Source organism: Streptomyces ipomoeae 91-03 (genome assembly GCF_000317595.1).
Lineage (GTDB): Bacteria > Actinomycetota > Actinomycetes > Streptomycetales > Streptomycetaceae > Streptomyces > Streptomyces ipomoeae.
In genome coordinates this window covers 15,109-35,682 of sequence record NZ_AEJC01000473.1, presented here as the reverse complement: position 1 = coordinate 35,682, position 20,574 = coordinate 15,109, and the positions used below count along the sequence as shown (strand labels likewise).

Below are 20,574 nucleotides of genomic sequence, written 5' to 3'. Positions count from 1 at the left end.
GCCCTTCTCGCACCGTAGAGTTGCGCGCACGTCCATCCGACAAGATCGACCGATAGAGGCCCTCACCGTGCGCCGACGTTCACTTCTCATCGCTGTTCCCGCTGGCCTGGTCACGCTCTCCGCCTGTGGGGACGACGATTCCGACTCGGCCAAGGCCAGCAGCAGCCCGTCTGCGTCGGAGAGCGCCGCGAAGCCGCCGAAGATCGTGGACGGCCCGCTGCCGGCCATCACGGCGGGTGCGAAGTTCGACGAGAAGCCGACGGTCGCCAAGGGCAGCGGAGAGCCGTCGAAGAACCTGGCGGTGAAGACGGTCATCGCGGGCACCGGTCGGACGGTCGCCGAGGGTGACTACATCCAGGCGAACTACCTGGGCCAGATCTGGGACACGGCGAAGGTCTTCGACAACTCGTACGACCGTAAGACGCCGCTGGTCATCCAGCTCAGCCCGCAGGGCATCATCGACGGCTGGCGGTATGCCCTGACGGGGAAGAAGGCCGGCAGCCGTGTCGAGATGGCCGTGCCGCCGACCTGGGGTTACGGCAGCGAGGGCAATCAGCGGGCGGGCATCAAGGGCACCGACACGCTGGTGTTCGTGGTGGACCTGCAGGACGCGTTCAACGCCAAGAGCTCCGCCAAGGGCACGAAGGTCGCCCAGGACAACGTGGATCTGCCGAAGGTCGGCACGAACACCGACGGCAAGGCGCCGTCGATCGAGGTGCCGAAGGCCGACCCGCCGACCGAGCTCGTCGCCAACTACATCCTGGAGGGTGACGGCCCCGAGCTGGCCGCCGACGACAGCGTCCTGGTGCAGTACAAGGGCGTGCTGTGGGACACGGGCAAGGAATTCGACTCCTCCTACAGCCGGGAGCAGCTGAGCTCGTTCGGGTTGCAGCAGGTCGTCAAGGGGTGGTCGCAGGGGATGACCGGCAAGAAGGTGGGCAGCCGTCTGCTCATCGTGGTGCCGCCGAAGCTGGGGTACGGGGACACGCCGCCGAGTGGCAGCGACATCAAGAAGGACTCCACGATGGTCTTCACGGTGGACATCCTCGCGAAGATGTGAAGCCGGGGATGCAAGACTGTCCCGTGTTGCCTTGTTCGTACACAAGCAGGAGCCTTAAGACGTGAGCATTGACAAGCCCGAGATCGACTTCCCCGGTGGCGAGCCCCCGAAGGACCTTGAGATCAAGGACATCTGGGAGGGCGACGGCGAGGAGGCGAAGGCGGGCCAGACCGTCACCGTCCACTACGTGGGTGTCTCCTTCAGCACCGGTGAGGAGTTCGACGCCAGCTGGAACCGTGGTACGCCGTTCCGCTTCCCGCTCGGTGGCGGCCGGGTCATCAAGGGCTGGGACCAGGGCGTGCAGGGCATGAAGGTCGGCGGGCGTCGCCAGCTGACCATTCCGGCCCACCTCGCCTACGGCAACCAGAGCCCGAGCCCGGCGATCAAGTCCGGCGAGACGCTGATCTTCGTGGTGGACTTGCTCGGGGTCTGACCTTTATATGGCAAGCCCGGACTGATCGTGCCGCGACCGGTCCCGACTGTCCGGGGGCCATGCCGTGCTGTCCTGGGTCCATGCCTGTTCGGGCATGGGCCCTCGGCTTTTGCCGCGATGCTTCGTAGCGGTACGGTCGTCCGGCAAGCACCCATAGGGAAGGGCGTCGATGGCCATTGCCAAGGCCGAGCGGTTGATGAACCTGGCGCTGTGTCTGCTGGGGACGCGCCGGCCGCTCAGCAAGCGCGAGTTGAGGGATTCCATAGAGGCGTATGTCGAGGCCGTCCGGCCGGGTATGGGTGCCGCGGGCAGTGATGACTCCTTCAACCGCATGTTCGAGCGCGACAAGGACGATCTGCGCGAGCTGGGCCTGGTCATCGAGACGGTGGAGAACCTCGACGGCGAGGTCGGCTATCTGGCCCGCCGCGACAGCAACCGCCTCCCGCCCATCACCCTCGACGCCGAGGAGGCCGCCGCCCTCGGTCTGGCCGCCAAGGTCTGGCAGCAGGCCCGTCTCGCCGGGGCCGCGAGCGGTGCTCTGCAGAAGCTGCGCGCCGCCGGTCTGCCCGAGGACGTCGACCCGTACGAGGCCCATGGCGCCCTGGAGCCGCGTATCCCCGTGCATGAGGCCGCGTTCGAGCCGTTGATGCTGGCCTGCCGGGACCGCCGCCCGGTCGTGTTCGACTACCGCAAGGCCACCGCCGCCCGCCCCGAGCCCCGCCATGTGGAGCCGTGGGCCCTTGAGTGCTGGCGCGGCCACTGGTATCTGGCCGGCTGGGACCGGGACCGGGGCGCCGAGCGGGTCTTCCGGCTCTCCCGGATCACCGGCAAGGTGCGCAGCCGGGGCAGCGCCTTCACCGCCCCGGTCCCGGACGTCGTCACCGTGCGGGAGACCGTCGCGAGCTGGGCGGGGGAGACCGCCGACCGCTCCGCGCTGATCCGGCTGCGCTCGGACGCCGGCTACCCGCTGCGGGCCCGCGCCACCGCCGTACGGGAACTGGGGGACGGCTGGGACGAGTTGGAGATTCCGTACGGGCACGGTCTGGATGCCTGGCTGGTGGAGTTCGGGCCCGACGTGGTGGTCCTGGAGCCGGCCGAGCTGCGGGCCGATGTGGTGGACCGGCTGCGTGCCGTGGCCAAGGGTTGAGGGGGACGTAAGAACGTGGTGGGAAAACCTGCCCGGCCGGCGAACGCCATCGACCAGACCCGGCGGATGCTCTCCCTGGTGACCTATCTGCGGGAGCGGCCCGGCGCCCGGATCGAGGACGTCGCCCGCGCCTTCGGGATCACCGAGGACGAACTGGTCTCGGACCTCGATGTGCTGCCCATGTGCGGGACCAGTTTCCGCGGCGGTGACCTGCTCGACATCGACACCGACGGCGAGCGCATCTGGTGGCACAACCCGGCCGCGCTCGGCGCGGAGGCCGCCGAGCCGCTCAGGCTGGCCGCGGACGAGGCCACCGCCCTGCTGGTCGCCGCCCGTGCGGTGGCCACCCTGCCCGGGCTGCGCGAGAGCGACCGCCAGGCGCTGCTGCGGGCCACCGCCAAGGTGGAGGGCGCGGCCGGGGAGGCGGCGGGCGCCAGCTCACGTCTGTCGGTGACGTTCGAGTCCGAGGGTGGTGTCTTCGCGGACGTCGACCGGGCCATCTCGGAGCGCCGCCGGCTGTGGATCCGCTACTACTCGCCCGCCCGTGACGAGGTCACCGAACGCGAGATCGACCCGATTCGCCTGGTCAGCGTCGGTCACACCTATGTCGAGGCCTGGTGCCGGCGCTCCGAGGCGCGCCGCACCTTCCGGCTCGACCGGGTCGCCGAGATCAAGATCCTCGACGAGCCGTCCGCGCCGCCGGAGGTCGAGCTGCGGGACCTGTCGGAGGGGCTGGTGCAGCCCGCCGCCGAGGACCCGGAGGTCGTCGTCGAGGTCGGCCCGGGCGGGCGCTGGGTCGCCGAGTACTACCCGCACGACAGCGCCGAGGAACTGCCGGACGGGGGCCTGCGGATCACCCTGCGCACCCCCGATCCCGCCTCGCTGCGGCGGCTCGCGCTGCGGCTGGGGCGCGACGGGCGGATCGTCTCGCCGCAGGACCTCGCCGACAGCGCCCGCCGGGCCGCCCGGGAGGCGCTGGCGGCGTACGACGAGGTCGCGGCCACGGCGTACGACGGGCCGCGCGGCCCGGGCGACGCGACGCATGGGGTTCAGGAACGGCGGTACGACGGGCGTGGGTGAGCCGCGGGGGCCGCGCCCCGGAGGCGAACGACCAGTGCGAGGAGGCGCGAGGACTGTGAGCGGCGGTTTGGCTATGTCTGATGTGCAGGGTGTCCAGGGCGTCCCACGTGTGCCGGAGATGTCCGTGGCGGTCGCCTTCGCGGGGATGAAGCGGGCGGTCGACGTGGTGTTCCGGGCCGGCTGCCCCGACTGCCGGGCCAGCTTCGAGCTGGGCGCGAGCGCCCTGCGGCTCGCCATCGGCGCCACCAGCAAGACCACCTTCTACTCCTTCACCTGCCCGGAGTGCGGTGTCGCCGTACGCAAGCCGGCCGGGGAACGCATCGTCGAACTGCTGACCGGCGGCGGGGTCAGGACACTGCGGCTGCACTCGGCGGGCTGAACCCCGTGCCGCCGGCCTGATGCGGCGGGCAGGCCTCGGGTCCCCGCGTCGCTGGCGTGATCCGTCGGGCAGGCCCTAGGGTCGGCGGCATGTTCTGGCCGATGTTCGCTGTCGCTGTGGGGTTCGTGGGGCTTGCCGTGCTGGGGGTGTTGGCCGTTCGGGTCTTTGTGGAGGCGCAGCGGCTGGGGCGGCAGGTCGCGGAGTCGACGCGGCGGATCAGTCGGGCGGCGGAGGACCTGGAGCGGGCGGCGGTGAGCGCGGCCCGCTCTGTGGACACTCTGTGACTTCCGGTCGCGACCGCTGTGAGTTGGCCGACGTGTGCGTTATGCGCCACTTCGCCCTGTCACCTTCATACCGTCGGCAGGTACGCTGCCTGACGCGGCCCGGAGAACGAGGCCCGAGTCGCAGATCCGGAGTATGCACAGGGATTGCCCGACGTTTACCCCTGGGCGTTACGATCGCTGCCAGCACGATCAATCGGACACATGTCCGACCGGTCGGACAGCATCCCACCCGCCGCCTCGGTGAGAAGGTAAAGACTTATGTTCGGAAAGCTTGGGCCCTGGGAGATCACTCTCATCCTCGTCGTCATCGTCCTGCTGTTCGGCGCGAAGAAGCTTCCGGAGATGGCCCGCTCGCTCGGCAAGTCGGCGCGCATCCTCAAGAGTGAGGCGAAGGCGATGAAGTCCGAGGGCCAGGACAACTCCACCGCCGCGTCCGCCCCTCCGCACGAGGAGGCCCCGGTTCAGCGCACCATCCAGGCCGCCCCCGGTGACGTGACCAGCTCCCGCCCGGTCGCCGAGCACACGGACACGACCAAGCGCTGATACAAGGCCGGACCAGTCTTCCGGTCCGCCGCACGAGATGAGGACGTGGGTTGCTCAAGTCTGCCCGCAAGACGGAGAAGGATCCCGAGGGGCGGATGCCCCTCGCGGAGCACCTGCGCGAGCTGCGAAACCGCCTTGTCAAGAGTCTGCTGGCGATCGTCGTCACGACGGTGATCGCGGCGCTCTTCTACAAGGACATCATCCAGTTCTTCACCGATCCCATCCTTCAGGCGGTGGGATGCGAATACTCCTTCGCCGAACTGGCGAAGAACAGCAGTGAGACACAGTGCGCGCGCATCGTGCAGAACGGTCTGCTGAGCCCGTTCACACTCGCCCTCACGGTCTCCCTGTCCTCGGGCGTGGTGCTCGCCAGCCCGATATGGCTCTACCAGCTCTGGGCGTTCATCGCGCCGGGTCTGCACCGCCACGAGAAGAAGTACAGCCTCGGCTTCGTGGCGGCGGGGTTCCCGCTGTTCCTCACCGGGTCGTACTTCGCCTACTGGTCGCTGCCCAAGATGGCGTCCGTGATGCTGGAGTTCTCCATCATCGGCAGCGACAACCAGCTTCCGCTCGATGATCTGCTGAACCTGATCATGCGGATGATCGTCGTCTTCGGTCTCTCCTTCGAGCTGCCGCTGCTGCTGGTGATGCTGAACTTCGGCGGTGTGCTCTCCGGTAAGAAGATGGCCGGCTGGTGGCGGGGCATGATCCTCGGCATCACCCTCTTCGCGGCGATCGCCACCCCCAGCACCGACCCCATCTCCATGCTGGCGCTGGCCGCCCCCATCTGGGTGCTGTACTTCGCCGCGACGACCATCGCCCTGGTCAACGACAGGCGGCGGACCCGCCGCGAGGCCATGGAACCGGCCGACGACGAGGCTTCCGAGCTGGACCTCACCCCCGAGGACATCGGCGAGGTCGAGACCGTGTCGGCGAGCCGGGCACTGCCGGCCCAGTCGACGCCTCCGGAGGCCGAGCGCGACCGGATCAACGGCTACGACGACGTCACCTGACGCACGCCGTCCCGTACGTACGCGGCCGGGGGCGCCCATGCGGCGCACCCGGCCGCTTCCGTGCGCGGGTGTGCGTGGGCATTCATCCGGATAATGATCGTCCTGTTGTCAGTGGGGCCCGGTACGCTCGAAAGCACGATGACAGAGGACCTCTCCCCGGCCGAGCGGTATGCGGCAGCACGTAGGCGCGCTGCCGAGCAGGCCACCGCGCTCGCGTCCTTCCGCGAGATGTACGACTTCGGTCTCGACCCCTTCCAGATCGAGGCCTGCCAGGCGCTCGAAGCCGGCAAGGGCGTGCTCGTGGCCGCCCCCACCGGCTCGGGCAAGACGATCGTCGGCGAGTTCGCCGTCCACCTCGCCCTGAAACAGGGCAAGAAGTGCTTCTACACGACACCCATCAAGGCGCTGTCGAACCAGAAGTACGCCGACCTGTGCCGCCGCTACGGCGCGGACAAGGTCGGCCTGCTCACCGGCGACAACAGCGTCAACTCCGACGCCCCCGTGGTCGTGATGACCACCGAGGTGCTGCGGAACATGCTGTACGCGGGCTCCCAGACCCTCATCGGCCTCGGTCACGTGGTCATGGACGAGGTGCACTACCTCTCCGACCGCTTCCGCGGCGCCGTGTGGGAAGAGGTGATCATCCACCTCCCCGAGTCGGTCACCCTGGTCTCCCTCTCGGCCACCGTGTCCAACGCGGAGGAGTTCGGCGACTGGCTGGACACCGTCCGCGGCGACACCGAGGTCATCGTCTCCGAACACCGGCCCGTGCCGCTGTTCCAGCACGTCCTCGCCGGGCGGCGGATGTACGACCTCTTCGAGGAGGGCGAGGGCCACAAGAAGGCCGTCAACCCCGATCTGACGCGCATGGCGCGCATGGAGGCGAGCCGCCCCTCCTTCCAGGACCGCAGACGGGGCCGTGCGATGCGCGAGGCCGACCGTGAGCGCGAGCGCAGGCAGCGCTCGCGGATCTGGATCCCGAGCCGGCCGGAAGTCATCGAACGGCTCGACTCCGAGGGCCTGTTGCCCGCCATCACCTTCATCTTCAGCCGCGCCGCCTGCGAGGCCGCCGTCCAGCAGTGCCTGTACGCCGGGCTCCGGCTCAACGACGACGAGGCCCGCCTCAAGGTCCGTGCCCTCGTCGAGGAGCGCACCGCGACGATCCCCGCCGAGGACCTCCACGTCCTCGGTTACTACGAGTGGCTGGAAGGCCTGGAGCGCGGCATAGCGGCCCACCACGCGGGCATGCTGCCGACGTTCAAGGAGGTCGTCGAGGAACTCTTCGTACGCGGCCTGGTCAAGGCCGTGTTCGCCACCGAGACCCTTGCCCTCGGCATCAACATGCCCGCCCGCTCGGTGGTGTTGGAGAAGCTTGTCAAGTGGAACGGCGAGCAGCACGCCGACATCACCCCGGGTGAGTACACCCAGCTGACGGGGCGGGCGGGGCGTCGCGGCATCGACGTCGAGGGCCACGCGGTGGTGCTCTGGCAGCGCGGCATGAACCCCGACCACCTGGCCGGACTCGCGGGGACGCGTACGTATCCGCTGCGCTCCAGCTTCAAGCCGTCGTACAACATGGCGGTCAACCTGGTCGAGCAGTTCGGGCGGCACCGCTCGCGCGAGCTGCTGGAGACCTCGTTCGCACAGTTCCAGGCCGACAAGTCGGTCGTCGGGATCTCCCGTCAGGTGCAGCGCAACGAGGAGGGCCTTGAGGGCTACAAGGAGTCCATGACCTGCCACCTCGGCGACTTCGAGGAGTACGCGCGCCTGCGGCGGGAGCTCAAGGACCGCGAGACCGAACTGGCCAAGCAGGGAGCCGCCCAGCGGCGCGCCGAGGCCGCCGTCGCGCTGGAGAAGCTCAAGCCGGGCGACGTCATCCATGTCCCCACCGGCAAGTACGCGGGCCTCGCGCTCGTGCTGGACCCCGGGCTGCCCGCCGGGCGGTCCAACGGCCACCGGGGCCTCGAGTACCACGACGGGCCGCGTCCGCTGGTGCTCACCGCCGAGCGGCAGGTCAAGCGGCTGGCGTCCATGGACTTTCCGGTGCCGGTCGAGGCGCTGGAGCGGATGCGGATCCCCAAGTCCTTCAACCCCCGGTCGCCGCAGTCCCGTCGGGACCTGGCGTCTGCCCTGCGCACCAAGGCCGGGCATCTCGTGCCCGACCGGCACCGCAAGCGGCGTGCGGCTGCCGCCGACGACCGTGAGATCGCGCGGCTGCGGGCCGAGCTGCGCGCCCATCCCTGTCATGGGTGCAACGACCGTGAGGACCACGCCCGTTGGGCCGAGCGCTACCACCGGCTCAAGCGGGACACCGCGCAGCTGGAGCGGCGTATCGAAGGACGTACGAACACCATCGCGCGGACCTTCGACCGCATTGTGGCTCTGCTGACCGAGCTGGACTATCTGCGGGGTGATGAGGTCACCGAGCATGGGAAGCGGCTCGCTCGGCTCTACGGCGAGCTGGATCTGCTGGCCAGTGAGTGTCTGCGGGCCGGTGTCTGGGAGGGGCTGGATCCGGCTGAGCTCGCGGCCTGTGTCTCGGCGCTGGTGTATGAGGCACGCGTCGGCGATGACGCGATGGCGCCGAAGCTGCCGTCCGGGAAGGCCAAGGCCGCGCTCGGGGAGATGGTGCGGATCTGGGGGCGGCTGGACGGGCTGGAGGAGGAGTTCCGGATCACGCAGAGCGAAGGGGTGGGGCAGCGTGAGCCCGACCTCGGCTTCGCCTGGGCCGCGTATATGTGGGCCTCGGGGAAGGGGCTCGACGAGGTGTTGCGTGAGGCGGAGATGCCTGCGGGGGATTTTGTGCGGTGGTGCAAGCAGGTGATCGATGTGCTGGGGCAGGTTTCGGCCGCCGCGCCCTCCGGGTCGACCGTGGCGAAGAGCGCGCGCAAGGCTGTGGATGGGCTGTTGCGTGGAGTGGTGGCCTACTCCTCGGTCGGATGAGGTCGCCCCATGGGGTGGGGGTGCGTCCTGTGCGGCGAGTGCGGGTTGTGTCTGGCTGGTCGCGCAGTTCCCCGCACCCCTGGGTTGGCTGGTCTGTTCGCGCCTAGGTCGGCTGGTCTGCTCGGTGGTTCAGATATGAGCGCCAGCCGCCATACCCCGTGATGTCTGGGGCGGCCTTCAGAGCTGAGGGTTCACAGAGGAAGCCGGGGGATCGGGAGCCGTCTGCCAGTTCGATCGTGCCCAGGGTCATGGGGCGGGGGAGGGCCGTCAGCAGGCGGCCCAGGCCCTCTGCCGGGAGGCGCCAGATCTCGGCTTCGATCGATGCGCCTCCCTCGCCCACGTACACCAGGCCCGGCTTCGGTGGGGTCGTCGGTAGGGCGTGCAGGCGGTAGGCCGGGGCCGTTGTGGTCGTTTGTTCCAGGTGGGCGCCCAGGGAGAGGAGCTGCGGGTTCAGGGGCTGGCCCGAGAGGTGGGCGCCCACCACCGCCAGGCGGGCTTCCGGCTGGAGCAGGGCTGCGATGCGGGCCAGGCGGTCGTCCGTGAAGGCATGGCCGATCAGCATCACGCCGAAGGGGAGGCCCTGGACCTCACCTGCCGGGACGGCCACCGCCGCCAGATCGAAGAGGTTGGTCGAATTGGTGAAGCGGCCCAGGCGGGCGTTCGCGCCCAACGGATCGGCGGCTACCTCCGTGAGGGTGGGGTGGCCTGGGGCGGTCGGCAGCAACAGGGCGTCCACGGCTGTCAGTTCCGCAAGGGCCTGCTCGCGCAGGGTGGCCAGGTGGGACTGGTCGGTGAACAGTTGGTGGGCCGGGATGTCGCGGGCGCGGCTGATGATGCCGGTGACGGTGGGGTCCAGGCCCCCGCCGCCCTCGGCGAGCGACTTGTCGATGAAGCCACCCACCGCCGCGTAGCGCTCGGCCACGAACGCGCCCTGATACAGCATCGCCGCCGCCTCCGTGAAGGGCGTGAGGTCCAGGGGACGGATGTCCGCGCCGGCGGTGGCCAGTTGGTGTACCGCCGCCTCGTATGCCTCCGCCCAGCCCTCGTCCAGGGCGCCCAGTTGTTCGAGGGGTGGGACGGCGACGCGCCAGGGGCCCGGGGTGCGTTGGGGGAGGGGCGGGAGGGCGCGGGCCGGTGGGGAGGCCATGTGGGCCAGGGTCTGTTCGGCCTCCGGGAGGGTGCGGGCGAACACCGTGACGCAGTCGAGGGAGGCGCAGGCCGGGACGACCCCGGTGGTCGGTACCAGGCCACGGGTGGGCTTGAGGCCGACGATGCCGTTGAGGGCGGCGGGGACCCTGCCGGAGCCCGCCGTGTCCGTGCCCAGGGCCAGGTCCACGATGCCCAGCGCCACCGCCACGGCCGAGCCGGAGCTTGAGCCGCCGCTGATGCGGGACGGGTCGTGGGCGTTGCGGACGGCGCCGTAGGGGGAGCGGGTGCCGACCAGGCCCGTGGCGAACTGGTCCATGTTCGTGGTGCCGAGGACGATCGCGCCGGCCTCGCGGAGGCGGGCGACCACCGGGGCGTCGGCCTCCGGCGAGTACGCGTAGGGCGGGCACCCGGCGGTGGTGGGGAGGCCGTGGACGTCGATGTTGCCCTTGACGGCGACGAGGCGGCCGGCGAGGGGCAGGCGGTCGCCTGCGGTCAGGCGGGTGTCGATGGCCTTGGCTTCCGCCTCCACCTCCGGTTGGGGGCGCAGGTCGATCCAGACCTCGGGGCGGTCTACGGCTTCGATGCGGGCGTAGGCCATACGGACTCGGGTGAGGGTCTGGGACTGCGACATCGGTGCTCCTTGGCGGGGGTGGTCTGTCGACTGCGGGCCGATGGGTGGTGTGTGCCCACCCGTTCCGCCCTGCGGAACGACTGCCCACACACCACCGGCGGGGTTTCGAGGTGCACGGTGGGGTGGCTGTCGACACACCGCCGGGCGGGTTGTGAGGTGCCCGGCGCGGTGGCTGGTCACAGAGCGCGGGCGGGGTTTGAGGCGCCGGGTGGAGTGGTCGGCGACGCACCACCGGGCGGGGTTTGAGGTGCTGGGCGGAGTAGCTGGCGACGCACCACCGGCGGGGTTTGAGGCGCCCGGTGGAGCGGTCGGCCACGCACCGCCGGGCGGGGTTGTGAGGTGCCCCGGTGGAGTGGTCGGTCACGCACCGTGGGCGGGGTTGTGAGGCGCCCGGTGGGGTGGCTGCTGACACACCACTGGGCGGGGTTTCCAGGTGTCCGGTGGGGTGGCCGGTCACATGCCCGGCCGGGTTTCGAGGTGCCCGGTGGAGCGGTCGGGCACGTGTCGTCGGGGGGTGTCGGGTGGGCGATCGTTGAGCGGGATTCAGATGTCCGCTCCCGAGGTCGTCGGGGTCAGGACGAGCAGGGCCGTGCCCGGCTCCACCTGGGTGCCGGGGGTGGTCAGGATCTCGTGGACCACGGCGTTCATCGGGGAAGGGATCCGTGACTCCATCTTCATGGCCTCCAGGGTCAGCAAGGGCTGACCGGTGGTCACGTGGTCGCCCGGCCGGACGTTCAGTTGCCAGACGGACGCGGTGAACTCGGCCTCGATCAGGTGGCCGCCCGGCGGGACGGCCACCTGCGCGGGCGGGGGCGGTGGTGGGGCGGAAGCCTCGGCTCGGGTGAACTCGCCCGCGGCCTCCCAGGCGGCGCGTTCCGCCGCGAAGGCGGCTTGTTGGCGGGTCCTGAAGTCGGCTATGGAGTCGGCGTTGTCCGCGAGGAAGCGCTCGTACTCGGCGAGGGAGAAGGTGCCCTCCTCGATGCGGGGCACGAAGCGGCCGGAGATGATGTCGGCCCGGAGGGAGAGGAGTTCGTCGGCGTCCACCGGGTACCACTTGACGCGGTCGAAGAAGCGCAGCAGCCAGGGAGAGCCCGGTTCGAAGGCGCCGCGTTGCTGCCAGGGGGACCAGACCTGGGTGGTGCGGCCGACGAACTGGTAGCCGCCGGGGCCCTCCATGCCGTAGACGCAGAGGTACGCGCCGCCGATGCCGACCGAGTTCTCGGCGGTCCAGGTGCGGGCCGGGTTGTACTTGGTCGTCACGAGGCGGTGGCGGGGGTCCAGCGGGGTGGCGACCGGGGCGCCCAGGTAGACGTCGCCGAGGCCCAGGACGAGGTACTCGGCGGCGAAGACCGTGTCGTACACGTCCGCCACCGATTCCAGCCCGTTGACGCGGCGGATGAACTCGATGTTCCACGGGCACCAGGGCGCGTCGTCGCGGACGCCCGCCATGTAGCGGGCGATGGCCTCGCGGGTGGCGGGGTCGTCCCAGGAGAGGGGGAGGTGGACCGTGCGGGACGGGACGACCAATTGGCCGGGTGGGGGGAGGGAGGAGGCGATCTCCCTCACGGCCGCGAGGAGTCGGGGCTGGGGCAGCAGCGTCGGGTTCGTCTGGATCTGGAGGGAGCGGATGCCGGGGGTGAGGTCGGTGACCCCGGTGAGGCCCGCCTCGGCGATCGCCTCCATCAGGGCGTGGACACGCATGCGCAGCGCCAGGTCAAGCTGCATGGGGCCGAACTCGACCAGCAGGTTGTCGTCGCCGCTGCGGCGGTATGTCACGTCGCCGTCCCGGGCCAGTACGCCGCCGTCGACGATCGCGGGGCGGGGCGAGCCGTCGTCGGCCACCGGCAGGAAGCGGACCGTGTCACCGGGACGGAGCTGGCCCAGCTTCCAGCGGTCGCCGGTCAGTACCGTCGCCGGGCAGACGAAGCCGCCCAGGGAGGGGCCGTCGGGGCCCAGGAGCACAGGCATGTCGCCGGTGTAGTCGACCGCGCCGACCGAATACGGGGTGTCGTGGATGTTGGAGGGGTGCAGACCGGCCTCGCCGCCGTCGGCGCGGGCCCAGCGGGGCTTCGGTCCGACCAGGCGTACACCCGTGCGGGCCGAGTTGAAGTGGACCTTCCAGTCGGCGGCGTAGAACTCGTGGATGTCGTCCTCGGTGAAGAACTCCGGTGCCGCGTGCGGGCCTTCGAGGGCGGCCACCTGCCACGTGGAGCCGAACCCGGGGCGGGCGGCCGGCGGGACGGCTGAGCCCTCGGCGACGGTTCCGCCGCGCAGGACGTCGCCCGTGCGCAGGGCCCGGCCGCCGTGGCCGCCGAACCGGCCCAGGGTGAAGGTGGCCGCGCTGCCGAGGAAGGGCGGCACGTCCAGGCCGCCGCCCGCGAAGAGGACGTACGTACGGAGTCCGTGTTCCGTGGGCGCGCCGACGGCCAGTACGGCTCCGGCGGGCACCGTGACCGGCTCCCACTGGCCGACCGGTGAGCCGTCCACGGTCACGGGGGCGGGCGCGCCCGTCACACAGACCGTCGTGGCGTGGCTGAAGCGCAGGGACGGCCCCTGGAGGGTGCATTCGAGGCCGGGGGCGCCCTCGGGGTTGCCGAGCGCCGTGTTGCCGAGACGGAAGGACCGGTCGTCCATGGGGCCGCAGGGCGGGACACCGACCTGCCAGTGTCCGGTACGGCCGGGCCAGTCCTGCACGGTGGTCAGGGTGCCGCCGGAGACGACCTCGATGCGGGGCGTCGGGTCGGTCACGGCCGCGAGGGTGGCCGTCGAGTGCGTGGCCTGCGCGAAGTCCTGGTCGTCGAGCGCCGCCCGTACCAGGCCCAGGTTCGTCTCGATGCCGTCGACCCGGGTCCCGGCCAGCGCCTCGTCCAGCCGCCGCAGGGCGTGGGCGCGGTCGGATCCGTGTACGACGACCTTGGCGAGCAGCGGATCGTACGCCGTCGTGACCTCGGTGCCGGTCTCCACCCAGCTGTCCACGCGGACGCCCGCCGGGAACTCGACCCGGGTCAACAGGCCCGCGCTCGGCCGGTGTTCGCGCGCCGGGTCCTCGGCGTAGAGGCGGGCCTCGACGGCGTGGCCGCGCGGCGGGCCCGGGTCGCGTACGACGTCGGAGTCGCCGCGGGCCAGGCGCAGCATCCAGGCGACGAGGTCGACGCCGTAGACCTCCTCGGTGACCGGATGCTCCACCTGCAGCCGGGTGTTGACCTCCAGGAAGTACGCCTCCTCGTGCCGGGCGTCGTACACGAACTCGACGGTTCCGGCGGAGCGGTAGCCGACTGAGGCGCACAGGTCGCGGGCGGAGGTGGCGAGGCGTTCGCGGACATGGGCGGGGAGGCCGGGCGCCGGGGCCTCCTCGACGACCTTCTGGTTGCGGCGCTGCAGGGTGCAGTCGCGGTCGCCGAGGGTGACGACGCGTCCCTCGCCGTCGCCGAAGACCTGCACCTCGACATGGCGGGCGCGTTCGACGAGGCGTTCGAGGAAGACACCGGCGGAGGAGAAGGAGGCGGCGGCGACGCGCCGCACCCGCTCCCAGGCCTCGGTCAGTTCATCGGCGGATCGACATGCCGACATACCGATGCCGCCTCCGCCGCCGGCCGCCTTGAGCATCACCGGGTAGCCGATGGCGGCGGCCCGGTGGAGCGCCTCGTCGAGCGAGGCCAGCAGCCCGGTGCCGGGGAGGAGGGGGACGCCCGCGGCCTCGGCCGCCGCCCGTGCCCGGTGCTTCGCCCCGAACAGCTCCAGCTGCTCGGGGGTCGGCCCCACGAACACGAGGTCCGCGTCCGCGCAGCGCCGGGCGAAGGCCGCGTCCTCGGAGAGGAATCCGTAGCCGGGGTGGACGGCGCCCGCGCCGGTGTCCTCGGCCGCCTTCAGGACCAGCTCCACATCGAGGTACGACTCCTTCGCGGGCGCGGGCCCCAGCCGCACCGCCGTGTCGGCGAGCCGGACGTGGGCCGCCGCACGGTCGGCGTCGGAGTACACCGCGACCGTACGCAGGCCCAGTTCGCGGGCGGTACGGATGATCCGGACGGCGATCTCACCCCTGTTGGCGACCAGCAGGGTGTCGAAGGTCATGCCTGAACCCCGTCGGCGCCGATGGTCATCTCCACGGCGGTCGGCTCGAAGCCGTTGCACGGGTTGTTGATCTGGGGGCAGTTGGAGACCAGGACGAGTACGTCGCGGTCGGCGCGCAGGGTCAGGGCGAGGCCCGGGGCGGAGATGCCGTCGACGATGCCGAGGGTGCCGTCCTTCTCGACGGGCACGTTCATGTACCAGTTGACGTTCGACACGAGGTCGCGTTTGTCCAGACCGTATTTCGCGCCCTCCGCGAGGAAGTTGTCCACACAGGCGTGCTGCGACCAGGTGTGGTGGCCGTACCGCAGGGTGTTCGACTCCTTGGAGCAGGCCCCGCCGACCGTGTCGTGCCGGCCGACGTCGTCGGAGACCACCGTCATCAGCGGGGTGTGCTCGTTCGACATCAGCACGCTGCCGGTGGTGAGGAAGATGCCGCCCTGCGCGTGGATCGTGTCGGGGGCGCTGTAGCGGACGGAGGTGTCGTGGGCGTCGTAGACGAGGAAGTCGACGGCCTGGTTGCCGTGCAGATCGGTGATGGTGAGTGTGCCGTCGGCGGGTATCACCGACGACCAGGCCGCCCTGGCGGGAACGACGGTCGTACGAGGGCCGGAGCCGGTCTCCTGACCCTCGCCCGTGCCGGCCCCCGTGTTCGTGCCGGCCCCCGTGTTCGTGCCGGTCCTTGTGCTCGTGTTCGTGCTCATGCGATCCCCCTCGCGGCAAGGAACTCGGCGGTGTTGAGGAAGGCGCGGCGGCCCTCGGGTGTGGCCTCCCACAGCGGGTCGCCCGGGCGGGTCGGCTCGGCGCGCCAGGCGAGCACCTCCAGCGCGGTGCTGACGTATTCCGGGCGGGGGTCGATCGGATGCGGCACGTTGGCGATCAGTACGGTCACGTCCTGCTCGGCGCGCAGGGTGACACTGCCGCCGGGGCCGGTGGAGCCGGTGAAGTCGAGGGTGCCGTCGTCGCGTACCTCCACGCCCTGGAAGAAGGAGAGCGAGGGCGGCAGATCGCGCGGGCCGAGCCCGTTCTTGGCGGCGGCGAGCTTGAACAGCTCACGTCCGGCGGGGGAGGGGGACTGCGGGGCGCCGTCCCCGTACCGCTCGGTGTTGCGGGCGAGGGTGGACGTACCGCACAACGCGTCATGCCGGCCCGAGGTGTCGGCGACGACCGAGGCGAGCACACGCCCCTGGTCGGACAGGAGCAGTACGCCCTCACGGAGGTAGGCGTTCCACTGCACCTTGACCGTGTCCGCGACATTCAGCCGCTCCCAGGGCCGGTCGGCGGCATACAGCAACAGATGCGCACACGCGTCGCCGTGGAGATCCGCCAGCCGCAACTCCGTTCCCCGGGCCAGCACCCGGTGCGTGTAGTTCCCACCCGCCACCGTCTCCGCCCACACCAGCCGCTCCGCCTCACAGGGAGGCGAGGGCCAGGCACTCGCCGGCACCACAGGCATCGCCTCGGCGCGGGCACCCTCCTGCGCCCGAGCGTGATCACGTGCTCCGTACGTCGTCGATGTCGCCATCAGGGACCTCCGGCTACGGGTGGCTGCGGTTGAATTTCTGCCGCTCGGATTTCTGTCGCCCGACAGAAATTAGGCGCGGGCCGGGTCGGGGCCATGTTCCGGGCGTTGCCACGGAGTTACCGATACCTCACGAGGACCGCGCCCGTAAGGGGGTGGAGGCCTGGAAGGCACGCGACGCCGAACGGGCCGTGGGTACAAGCCGCTCCCGCCGGGCCGGCAGGCGCCGTATGCGACGATCGACCGTATGGAACCCACCGGTGGACGCCGAGTCGGCAGACCCCGAGCCGAGCGACGACCCGACCGAGGGCTGTCCCCGCGCGACGAACTCCTGGGGGCCGCCGCGGAGTTGTTCACCACTCGGGGTTACGCGGCCACCACCACCCGGGCCGTCGCGGAGCGGGCCGGCATGCGGCAGGCGTCCATGTACCACTACGTCTCCGGCAAGGAGGAGCTCCTCGCCGAACTCCTGGAGTCCACGGTCACGCCGTCACTGACGTACGCCCGTGAACTGCTCGCCCGGGACGCCACTCCGGCCGAGGACCGCCTGTGGGAGCTGTGCCGCGCCGACGTGGAGCTGCTCTGCGGCGGCCCGCACAACCTCGGCGGCCTCTACCTCCTCCCGGAGGTCCGCACCGAACGCTTCGCCGGCTTCCACGCCGTACGCGCGGAACTCAAGGACGCGTACCGCCAGTTGATCGCGGCGACGACCGCGGGCGGCGCGCTGGCCAAGGCTGAGCTGGACCTGCGTACGGACCTCGTCTTCGGCCTGATCGAGGGCGTCATCCTCATCCACCGCTCCGACCCGGAGCGCCCCGCTGCCACCTTCGCCGAGGCCACGGCGGACGCGGCACTGCGCATCGCGGGCGTCTGAGGCACCGCCTCCGCCATCGCGCCACCCTGTCAAGCCCCACTCTTCGAACGCCCGTACTTGATTACGTACGGCATTCGAATAGCGACCCAGCGTGTAAATAACCAGAGCGTACTCCTGCCGCGATGGTGATTTCAGACGGTTGCTGAATATGACACAGCGATGATCCGGTCGGACTAAGCTCGCCCGCAGCGCACCGAGTTGAGATGTATTCGTGCGCTTGTTCCAGAAAATACCGAAGATCCAGTTTGATGCTCGGACAACCCAGAGCAAGTCCCGTGAACCACAGCAGGTCCCGCAAGCCCCGCAGGACCTGCACGTCCCCCGACCTTCAGCCGATCTGTCATAGAGGGCATACATGGTGAGTGTTCAATCGCCTCCCGGTGGCCGTGACCTTTCCTACGCGCGCGTACTGCTGCTACCGCCGATACTGATGGCCGCGGTGACCGGGACCGCCGTCATTTTGATGACGGGGTCGGCCCGGCTCGCCGTCGGCTTGTGCGGTGCCGGCGCGACACTCCTGGTGCTCGCGGTCGCGGCCCTCGCGGCGCGCCGCGGCCGTGTGATCCACGAGCTGCGCGCGGAACATGGGCGTCGGACCGCCCTCCTCGAGCAGCGGATCAACGCCCACGACCAGGAATTCACCCGACTGGGCAAGGAAATCCTGCCCGCCGCGCTCTACCGACTGCACGGCGGAGAACCCCCCACAGAGGTGATTCGTCACGTCATCGACGGTGACGCCGAGTGGTGTGAACTTCCCCGGTCACAGCGCGACGTGGTGCGCATGGTGCTCGATATCGTCGACCGTGAGGAGGCGTTGCGCGACTCCGCCCAGCGGTCCTTCGTCAACATCGCCCGCCGAGTCCAGGCGATCGTCCACCAGCAGAACAAGGAACTCCGGGAGATGGAGGAGGACCACGGGCGCAACCCCGAGGTCTTCGACGACCTGCTGCGCATCGACCACGGCACCGCGCTGATCGGCCGTCTCGCCGACTCCATCGCCGTCCTCGGCGGCAGCCGCCCCGGTCGTGTCTGGCCCCGGCCCGTCCCGCTGTACAGCTGTCTGCGCGGCGCCATGTCGCGCATCCTGGAGTACCGGCGCATCGAGCTGCACTCGATCGCCAAGGTCAACGTCAACGGCGTCTCCGTCGAGCCGGTCATCCACGCCTGCGCCGAGCTGCTGGACAACGCCACCCGCTACTCGCCGCCGCACACCAAGGTGCACGTCACCGCCGTCGAGGTGCAGACCGGCATCGCCATCGAGATCGAGGACGGCGGCGTCAGCCTCACCGAGGAGTCCCGCGCCAAGGTCGAGGACATGCTGGCCAAGGCCCAGCAGGGCATCGACATGCAGGAACTCGGTGAGAGCCCGCGTCTCGGTCTCGCCGTCGTCGGCCGTCTGTCGACGATGTACAAGATGCACGTCGCGCTCCGGCAGTCCGCTTACGGCGGGGTCCGCGCCGTGGTCGTCGTACCGCGCGACATGCTCACCGACGAGCCCGCCCCGGGGCTCGCCCACGGCATCGGCGCCGCCGCCGTACCGACCATGGACACCGGCGGCGTCGAGGGTCCCAACCGCAAGCCCAAGCGGCGGCGTCCCACCACCGGTCCGCGGATCCCGAGCTCCGCGGAGGAGATGAGCCGCCAGGACATGGACGACGACGTCCCCGTCGTCACCGAGTGGACCGCCAACGGCCTGCCACAGCGCCGCAGCCGGATGACCATCCCCCTCAGCCAGCGGTACGCCGAGGCCGCCGCCGCCGAAGCGGCCGCCGAGGCCGCCATGGCCGCCGCGCCGGTGTGGCAGCCCGAGCCCGAACCGCAGAAGGAGCTGCCCCCGCCCGGCATGTGGGTCGAGGCGTTCATGGCCGGTCTCAAACGCGACCCGGACCCCGACGCCTTCACCCGGAACCCGGACGATCCCACCACGTCCACGTCGTCCACGTCGTCCACCGCTTCCACCGTGAACAACAACGAGTCGGCCCGTAACGAGGCCGACGACGAGGGGGACCTCAAGTGATCCAGCAGCGAGCCAATTTCGACTGGATGCTCAAGGATCTTGCCGACGGAGTACCCGGCATCCAGCAGATCGTCGTGCTCTCCGCCGACGGTCTGCGGATCGCCCGCTACGGCGGCGAGCCGGACGCCGCCGACCGGGTCGCCGCGGCCTGCGCGGGACTGCAGAGTCTGGCCGGTGCCGTCGCCAGTGAGATCCCGCAGAGCGATGGCCAGATGCGGATGGTCATCATCCAGATCAATGGCGGCTACTTCTATCTGATGGCCGCCGGATCCAACGCCTATCTCGCGGTGCTCGCCAACGAGATCGCCGAGCCCGGCCTGATGAGCAACCGTATGCGCGACCTCGTCGACCGGATCGGCTCCCATCTCACCAGTCCGCCGCGGCGGAACGGGCAGACCGTATGACGCCTCCGCAACGCCAGCGGCGCCACCCGAAGCAGCAGCCACCGCCGCCACCGGCCCTCGAAGCGAGCCCGGAGGGCGCGGGAGACGAGGGTTCGGGGGACCGCCCGCCCGAGCGGCTCTACATCCTGACCGGCGAGGACGGCGAGCGGGCTCCCATCGACCTCGTCACGTTAATCGTGGCGCGCGCCGCCCCGCCGCCCTCCGCCGCACCGGAGCAGTCGGCACTGCTCCGGATCTGTCAGGCACCCCTGTCCGTGGCCGAGATCTCGGCCTACCTCAACCTGCCGATCAGCGTGGTGACCGTCCTGCTCACCGAACTGCTGACGGCCGACCTGGTACAGGCGCGCGCACCGGTCGTCCGGCAGGCGCGGGCCGACCGTTCACTCCTCGAAGCGGTGATGCATGGACTTCAAAAGCTCTGACACCATCACGGGTCCCCGGACCGAGGACCATCTGCCGCACACCGCACAGGCCGCGGCGAAGATCGTGATCGTGGGCGGTTTCGGGGTCGGCAAGACGACCATGGTGGGGTCCGTCAGCGAGATCAAACCGCTGACGACCGAGGAGACCATGACGCAGGCCGGCATCGGAGTCGACGACAACTTCGGCTCCAAGACCAAGACGGCCACCACCGTGGCCATGGACTTCGGCCGCATCAGCATCACGGACCAGCTTGTGCTCTACCTGTTCGGCACCCCCGGCCAGGAGCGCTTCTGGTTCCTGTGGAACGGCCTGTTCGAGGGCGCCCTCGGCGCGGTCGTCCTGGTCGACACCCGTCGACTGGAGGTCAGCTTCGACGTCATGGGCCGCCTGGAGGAACGCGGCGTGCCCTTCGTCGTCGCGATCAACGACTTCCCGGACGCGCCCCGCTACCCCGTCGAGGAACTGCGCCAGGCGCTCGACCTGGCCGAGGAGATCCCCATCATCCGCTGCGACGCACGCCGCCGGGCCTCCAGCCGCGACGTCCTCATGACCCTCATGCGGTTCCTGCACTCGCTGACCATGACGGGGGCGTCGGTGTGAGCGG

At 70.4% G+C, this 20,574-nt stretch carries 18 protein-coding genes; 14 read left to right on the top strand and 4 right to left on the bottom strand.

Annotated elements, in window-relative coordinates:
* Positions 1-67 precede the first annotated feature (67 nt).
* The 9 genes from STRIP9103_RS30960 to STRIP9103_RS30920 all read left to right on the top strand — a co-directional run bounded on the left by STRIP9103_RS30960 (position 68) and on the right by STRIP9103_RS30920 (position 8,882).
* Complete coding sequence (locus tag STRIP9103_RS30960; protein WP_009327018.1) at positions 68-1,060, top strand: FKBP-type peptidyl-prolyl cis-trans isomerase; 993 nt, start codon at positions 68-70, stop codon at positions 1,058-1,060.
* A gap of 61 nt (positions 1,061-1,121) precedes the next feature.
* A complete protein-coding gene (locus STRIP9103_RS30955; protein ID WP_009327021.1) occupies positions 1,122-1,493 on the top strand; it encodes an FKBP-type peptidyl-prolyl cis-trans isomerase in 372 nt (123 codons plus the stop codon).
* A 169-nt stretch (positions 1,494-1,662) separates the two neighbouring features.
* Positions 1,663-2,640: a helix-turn-helix transcriptional regulator gene (locus tag STRIP9103_RS30950; RefSeq protein ID WP_009327010.1), complete on the top strand. Its 978-nt coding sequence runs from the start codon at positions 1,663-1,665 to the stop codon at positions 2,638-2,640.
* Between the two features lie 15 nt (positions 2,641-2,655).
* The gene (locus STRIP9103_RS30945; protein ID WP_078614113.1) at positions 2,656-3,720 is read left to right on the top strand and encodes a helix-turn-helix transcriptional regulator; all 1,065 of its coding nucleotides are present in this window, start codon (positions 2,656-2,658) and stop codon (positions 3,718-3,720) included.
* Positions 3,721-3,793: 73 nt separating this feature from the next.
* Positions 3,794-4,099, top strand: coding sequence for a hypothetical protein (locus STRIP9103_RS30940; protein ID WP_048821307.1), 306 nt, complete (start codon positions 3,794-3,796; stop codon positions 4,097-4,099).
* Between the two features lie 89 nt (positions 4,100-4,188).
* Positions 4,189-4,383, top strand: a complete 195-nt coding sequence (locus STRIP9103_RS30935; RefSeq protein WP_009327014.1) for a hypothetical protein — start codon at positions 4,189-4,191, stop codon at positions 4,381-4,383.
* A gap of 258 nt (positions 4,384-4,641) precedes the next feature.
* The gene (gene tatA / locus STRIP9103_RS30930) at positions 4,642-4,926 is read left to right on the top strand and encodes a Sec-independent protein translocase subunit TatA (protein ID WP_009327017.1); all 285 of its coding nucleotides are present in this window, start codon (positions 4,642-4,644) and stop codon (positions 4,924-4,926) included.
* 50 nt (positions 4,927-4,976) lie between these two features.
* Positions 4,977-5,939 (top strand): twin-arginine translocase subunit TatC, encoded by a 963-nt coding sequence (tatC, locus tag STRIP9103_RS30925; protein ID WP_009327006.1) that lies wholly within the window; start codon positions 4,977-4,979, stop codon positions 5,937-5,939.
* 93 nt (positions 5,940-6,032) lie between these two features.
* Positions 6,033-8,882: a DEAD/DEAH box helicase gene (locus STRIP9103_RS30920; RefSeq protein ID WP_009327024.1), complete on the top strand. Its 2,850-nt coding sequence runs from the start codon at positions 6,033-6,035 to the stop codon at positions 8,880-8,882.
* Between the two features lie 103 nt (positions 8,883-8,985).
* On the opposite strand, the gene atzF is transcribed toward STRIP9103_RS30920, so the two are convergent.
* The 4 genes from atzF to STRIP9103_RS30900 form a co-directional block, all read right to left on the bottom strand.
* Complete coding sequence (gene atzF / locus STRIP9103_RS30915) at positions 8,986-10,662, bottom strand: allophanate hydrolase (protein ID WP_009326998.1); 1,677 nt, start codon at positions 10,660-10,662, stop codon at positions 8,986-8,988.
* A gap of 543 nt (positions 10,663-11,205) precedes the next feature.
* Positions 11,206-14,733, bottom strand: a complete 3,528-nt coding sequence (locus STRIP9103_RS30910; RefSeq protein ID WP_009327012.1) for a 5-oxoprolinase/urea amidolyase family protein — start codon at positions 14,731-14,733, stop codon at positions 11,206-11,208.
* The gene (locus STRIP9103_RS30905; RefSeq protein ID WP_009326999.1) at positions 14,730-15,434 is read right to left on the bottom strand and encodes an urea amidolyase associated protein UAAP2; all 705 of its coding nucleotides are present in this window, start codon (positions 15,432-15,434) and stop codon (positions 14,730-14,732) included. The genes STRIP9103_RS30910 and STRIP9103_RS30905 overlap by 4 nt, the downstream gene beginning before the upstream one ends.
* Complete coding sequence (locus STRIP9103_RS30900; RefSeq protein WP_009327016.1) at positions 15,431-16,255, bottom strand: urea amidolyase associated protein UAAP1; 825 nt, start codon at positions 16,253-16,255, stop codon at positions 15,431-15,433. Before STRIP9103_RS30900 ends, STRIP9103_RS30905 begins: the two co-directional genes overlap by 4 nt.
* Positions 16,256-16,499: 244 nt before the next feature.
* Between STRIP9103_RS30900 and STRIP9103_RS30895 the strand changes: the two genes are divergently transcribed.
* The 5 genes from STRIP9103_RS30895 (at position 16,500) to STRIP9103_RS30875 (ending at position 20,570) form a co-directional block, all read left to right on the top strand.
* Positions 16,500-17,126 carry a TetR/AcrR family transcriptional regulator gene (locus STRIP9103_RS30895; protein WP_009327020.1) on the top strand — a complete coding sequence of 209 codons (627 nt, stop codon included), beginning with the start codon at positions 16,500-16,502 and terminating at the stop codon, positions 17,124-17,126.
* Between the two features lie 355 nt (positions 17,127-17,481).
* Positions 17,482-19,143 carry a sensor histidine kinase gene (locus tag STRIP9103_RS30890; protein ID WP_009327013.1) on the top strand — a complete coding sequence of 554 codons (1,662 nt, stop codon included), beginning with the start codon at positions 17,482-17,484 and terminating at the stop codon, positions 19,141-19,143.
* Positions 19,140-19,547, top strand: coding sequence for a roadblock/LC7 domain-containing protein (locus tag STRIP9103_RS30885; RefSeq protein ID WP_009327003.1), 408 nt, complete (start codon positions 19,140-19,142; stop codon positions 19,545-19,547). Before STRIP9103_RS30890 ends, STRIP9103_RS30885 begins: the two co-directional genes overlap by 4 nt.
* Positions 19,544-19,969: a DUF742 domain-containing protein gene (locus STRIP9103_RS30880; protein WP_009327009.1), complete on the top strand. Its 426-nt coding sequence runs from the start codon at positions 19,544-19,546 to the stop codon at positions 19,967-19,969. The genes STRIP9103_RS30885 and STRIP9103_RS30880 overlap by 4 nt, the downstream gene beginning before the upstream one ends.
* Positions 19,950-20,570 carry a GTP-binding protein gene (locus tag STRIP9103_RS30875; protein WP_009327022.1) on the top strand — a complete coding sequence of 207 codons (621 nt, stop codon included), beginning with the start codon at positions 19,950-19,952 and terminating at the stop codon, positions 20,568-20,570. Before STRIP9103_RS30880 ends, STRIP9103_RS30875 begins: the two co-directional genes overlap by 20 nt.
* Positions 20,571-20,574 lie beyond the last annotated feature (4 nt).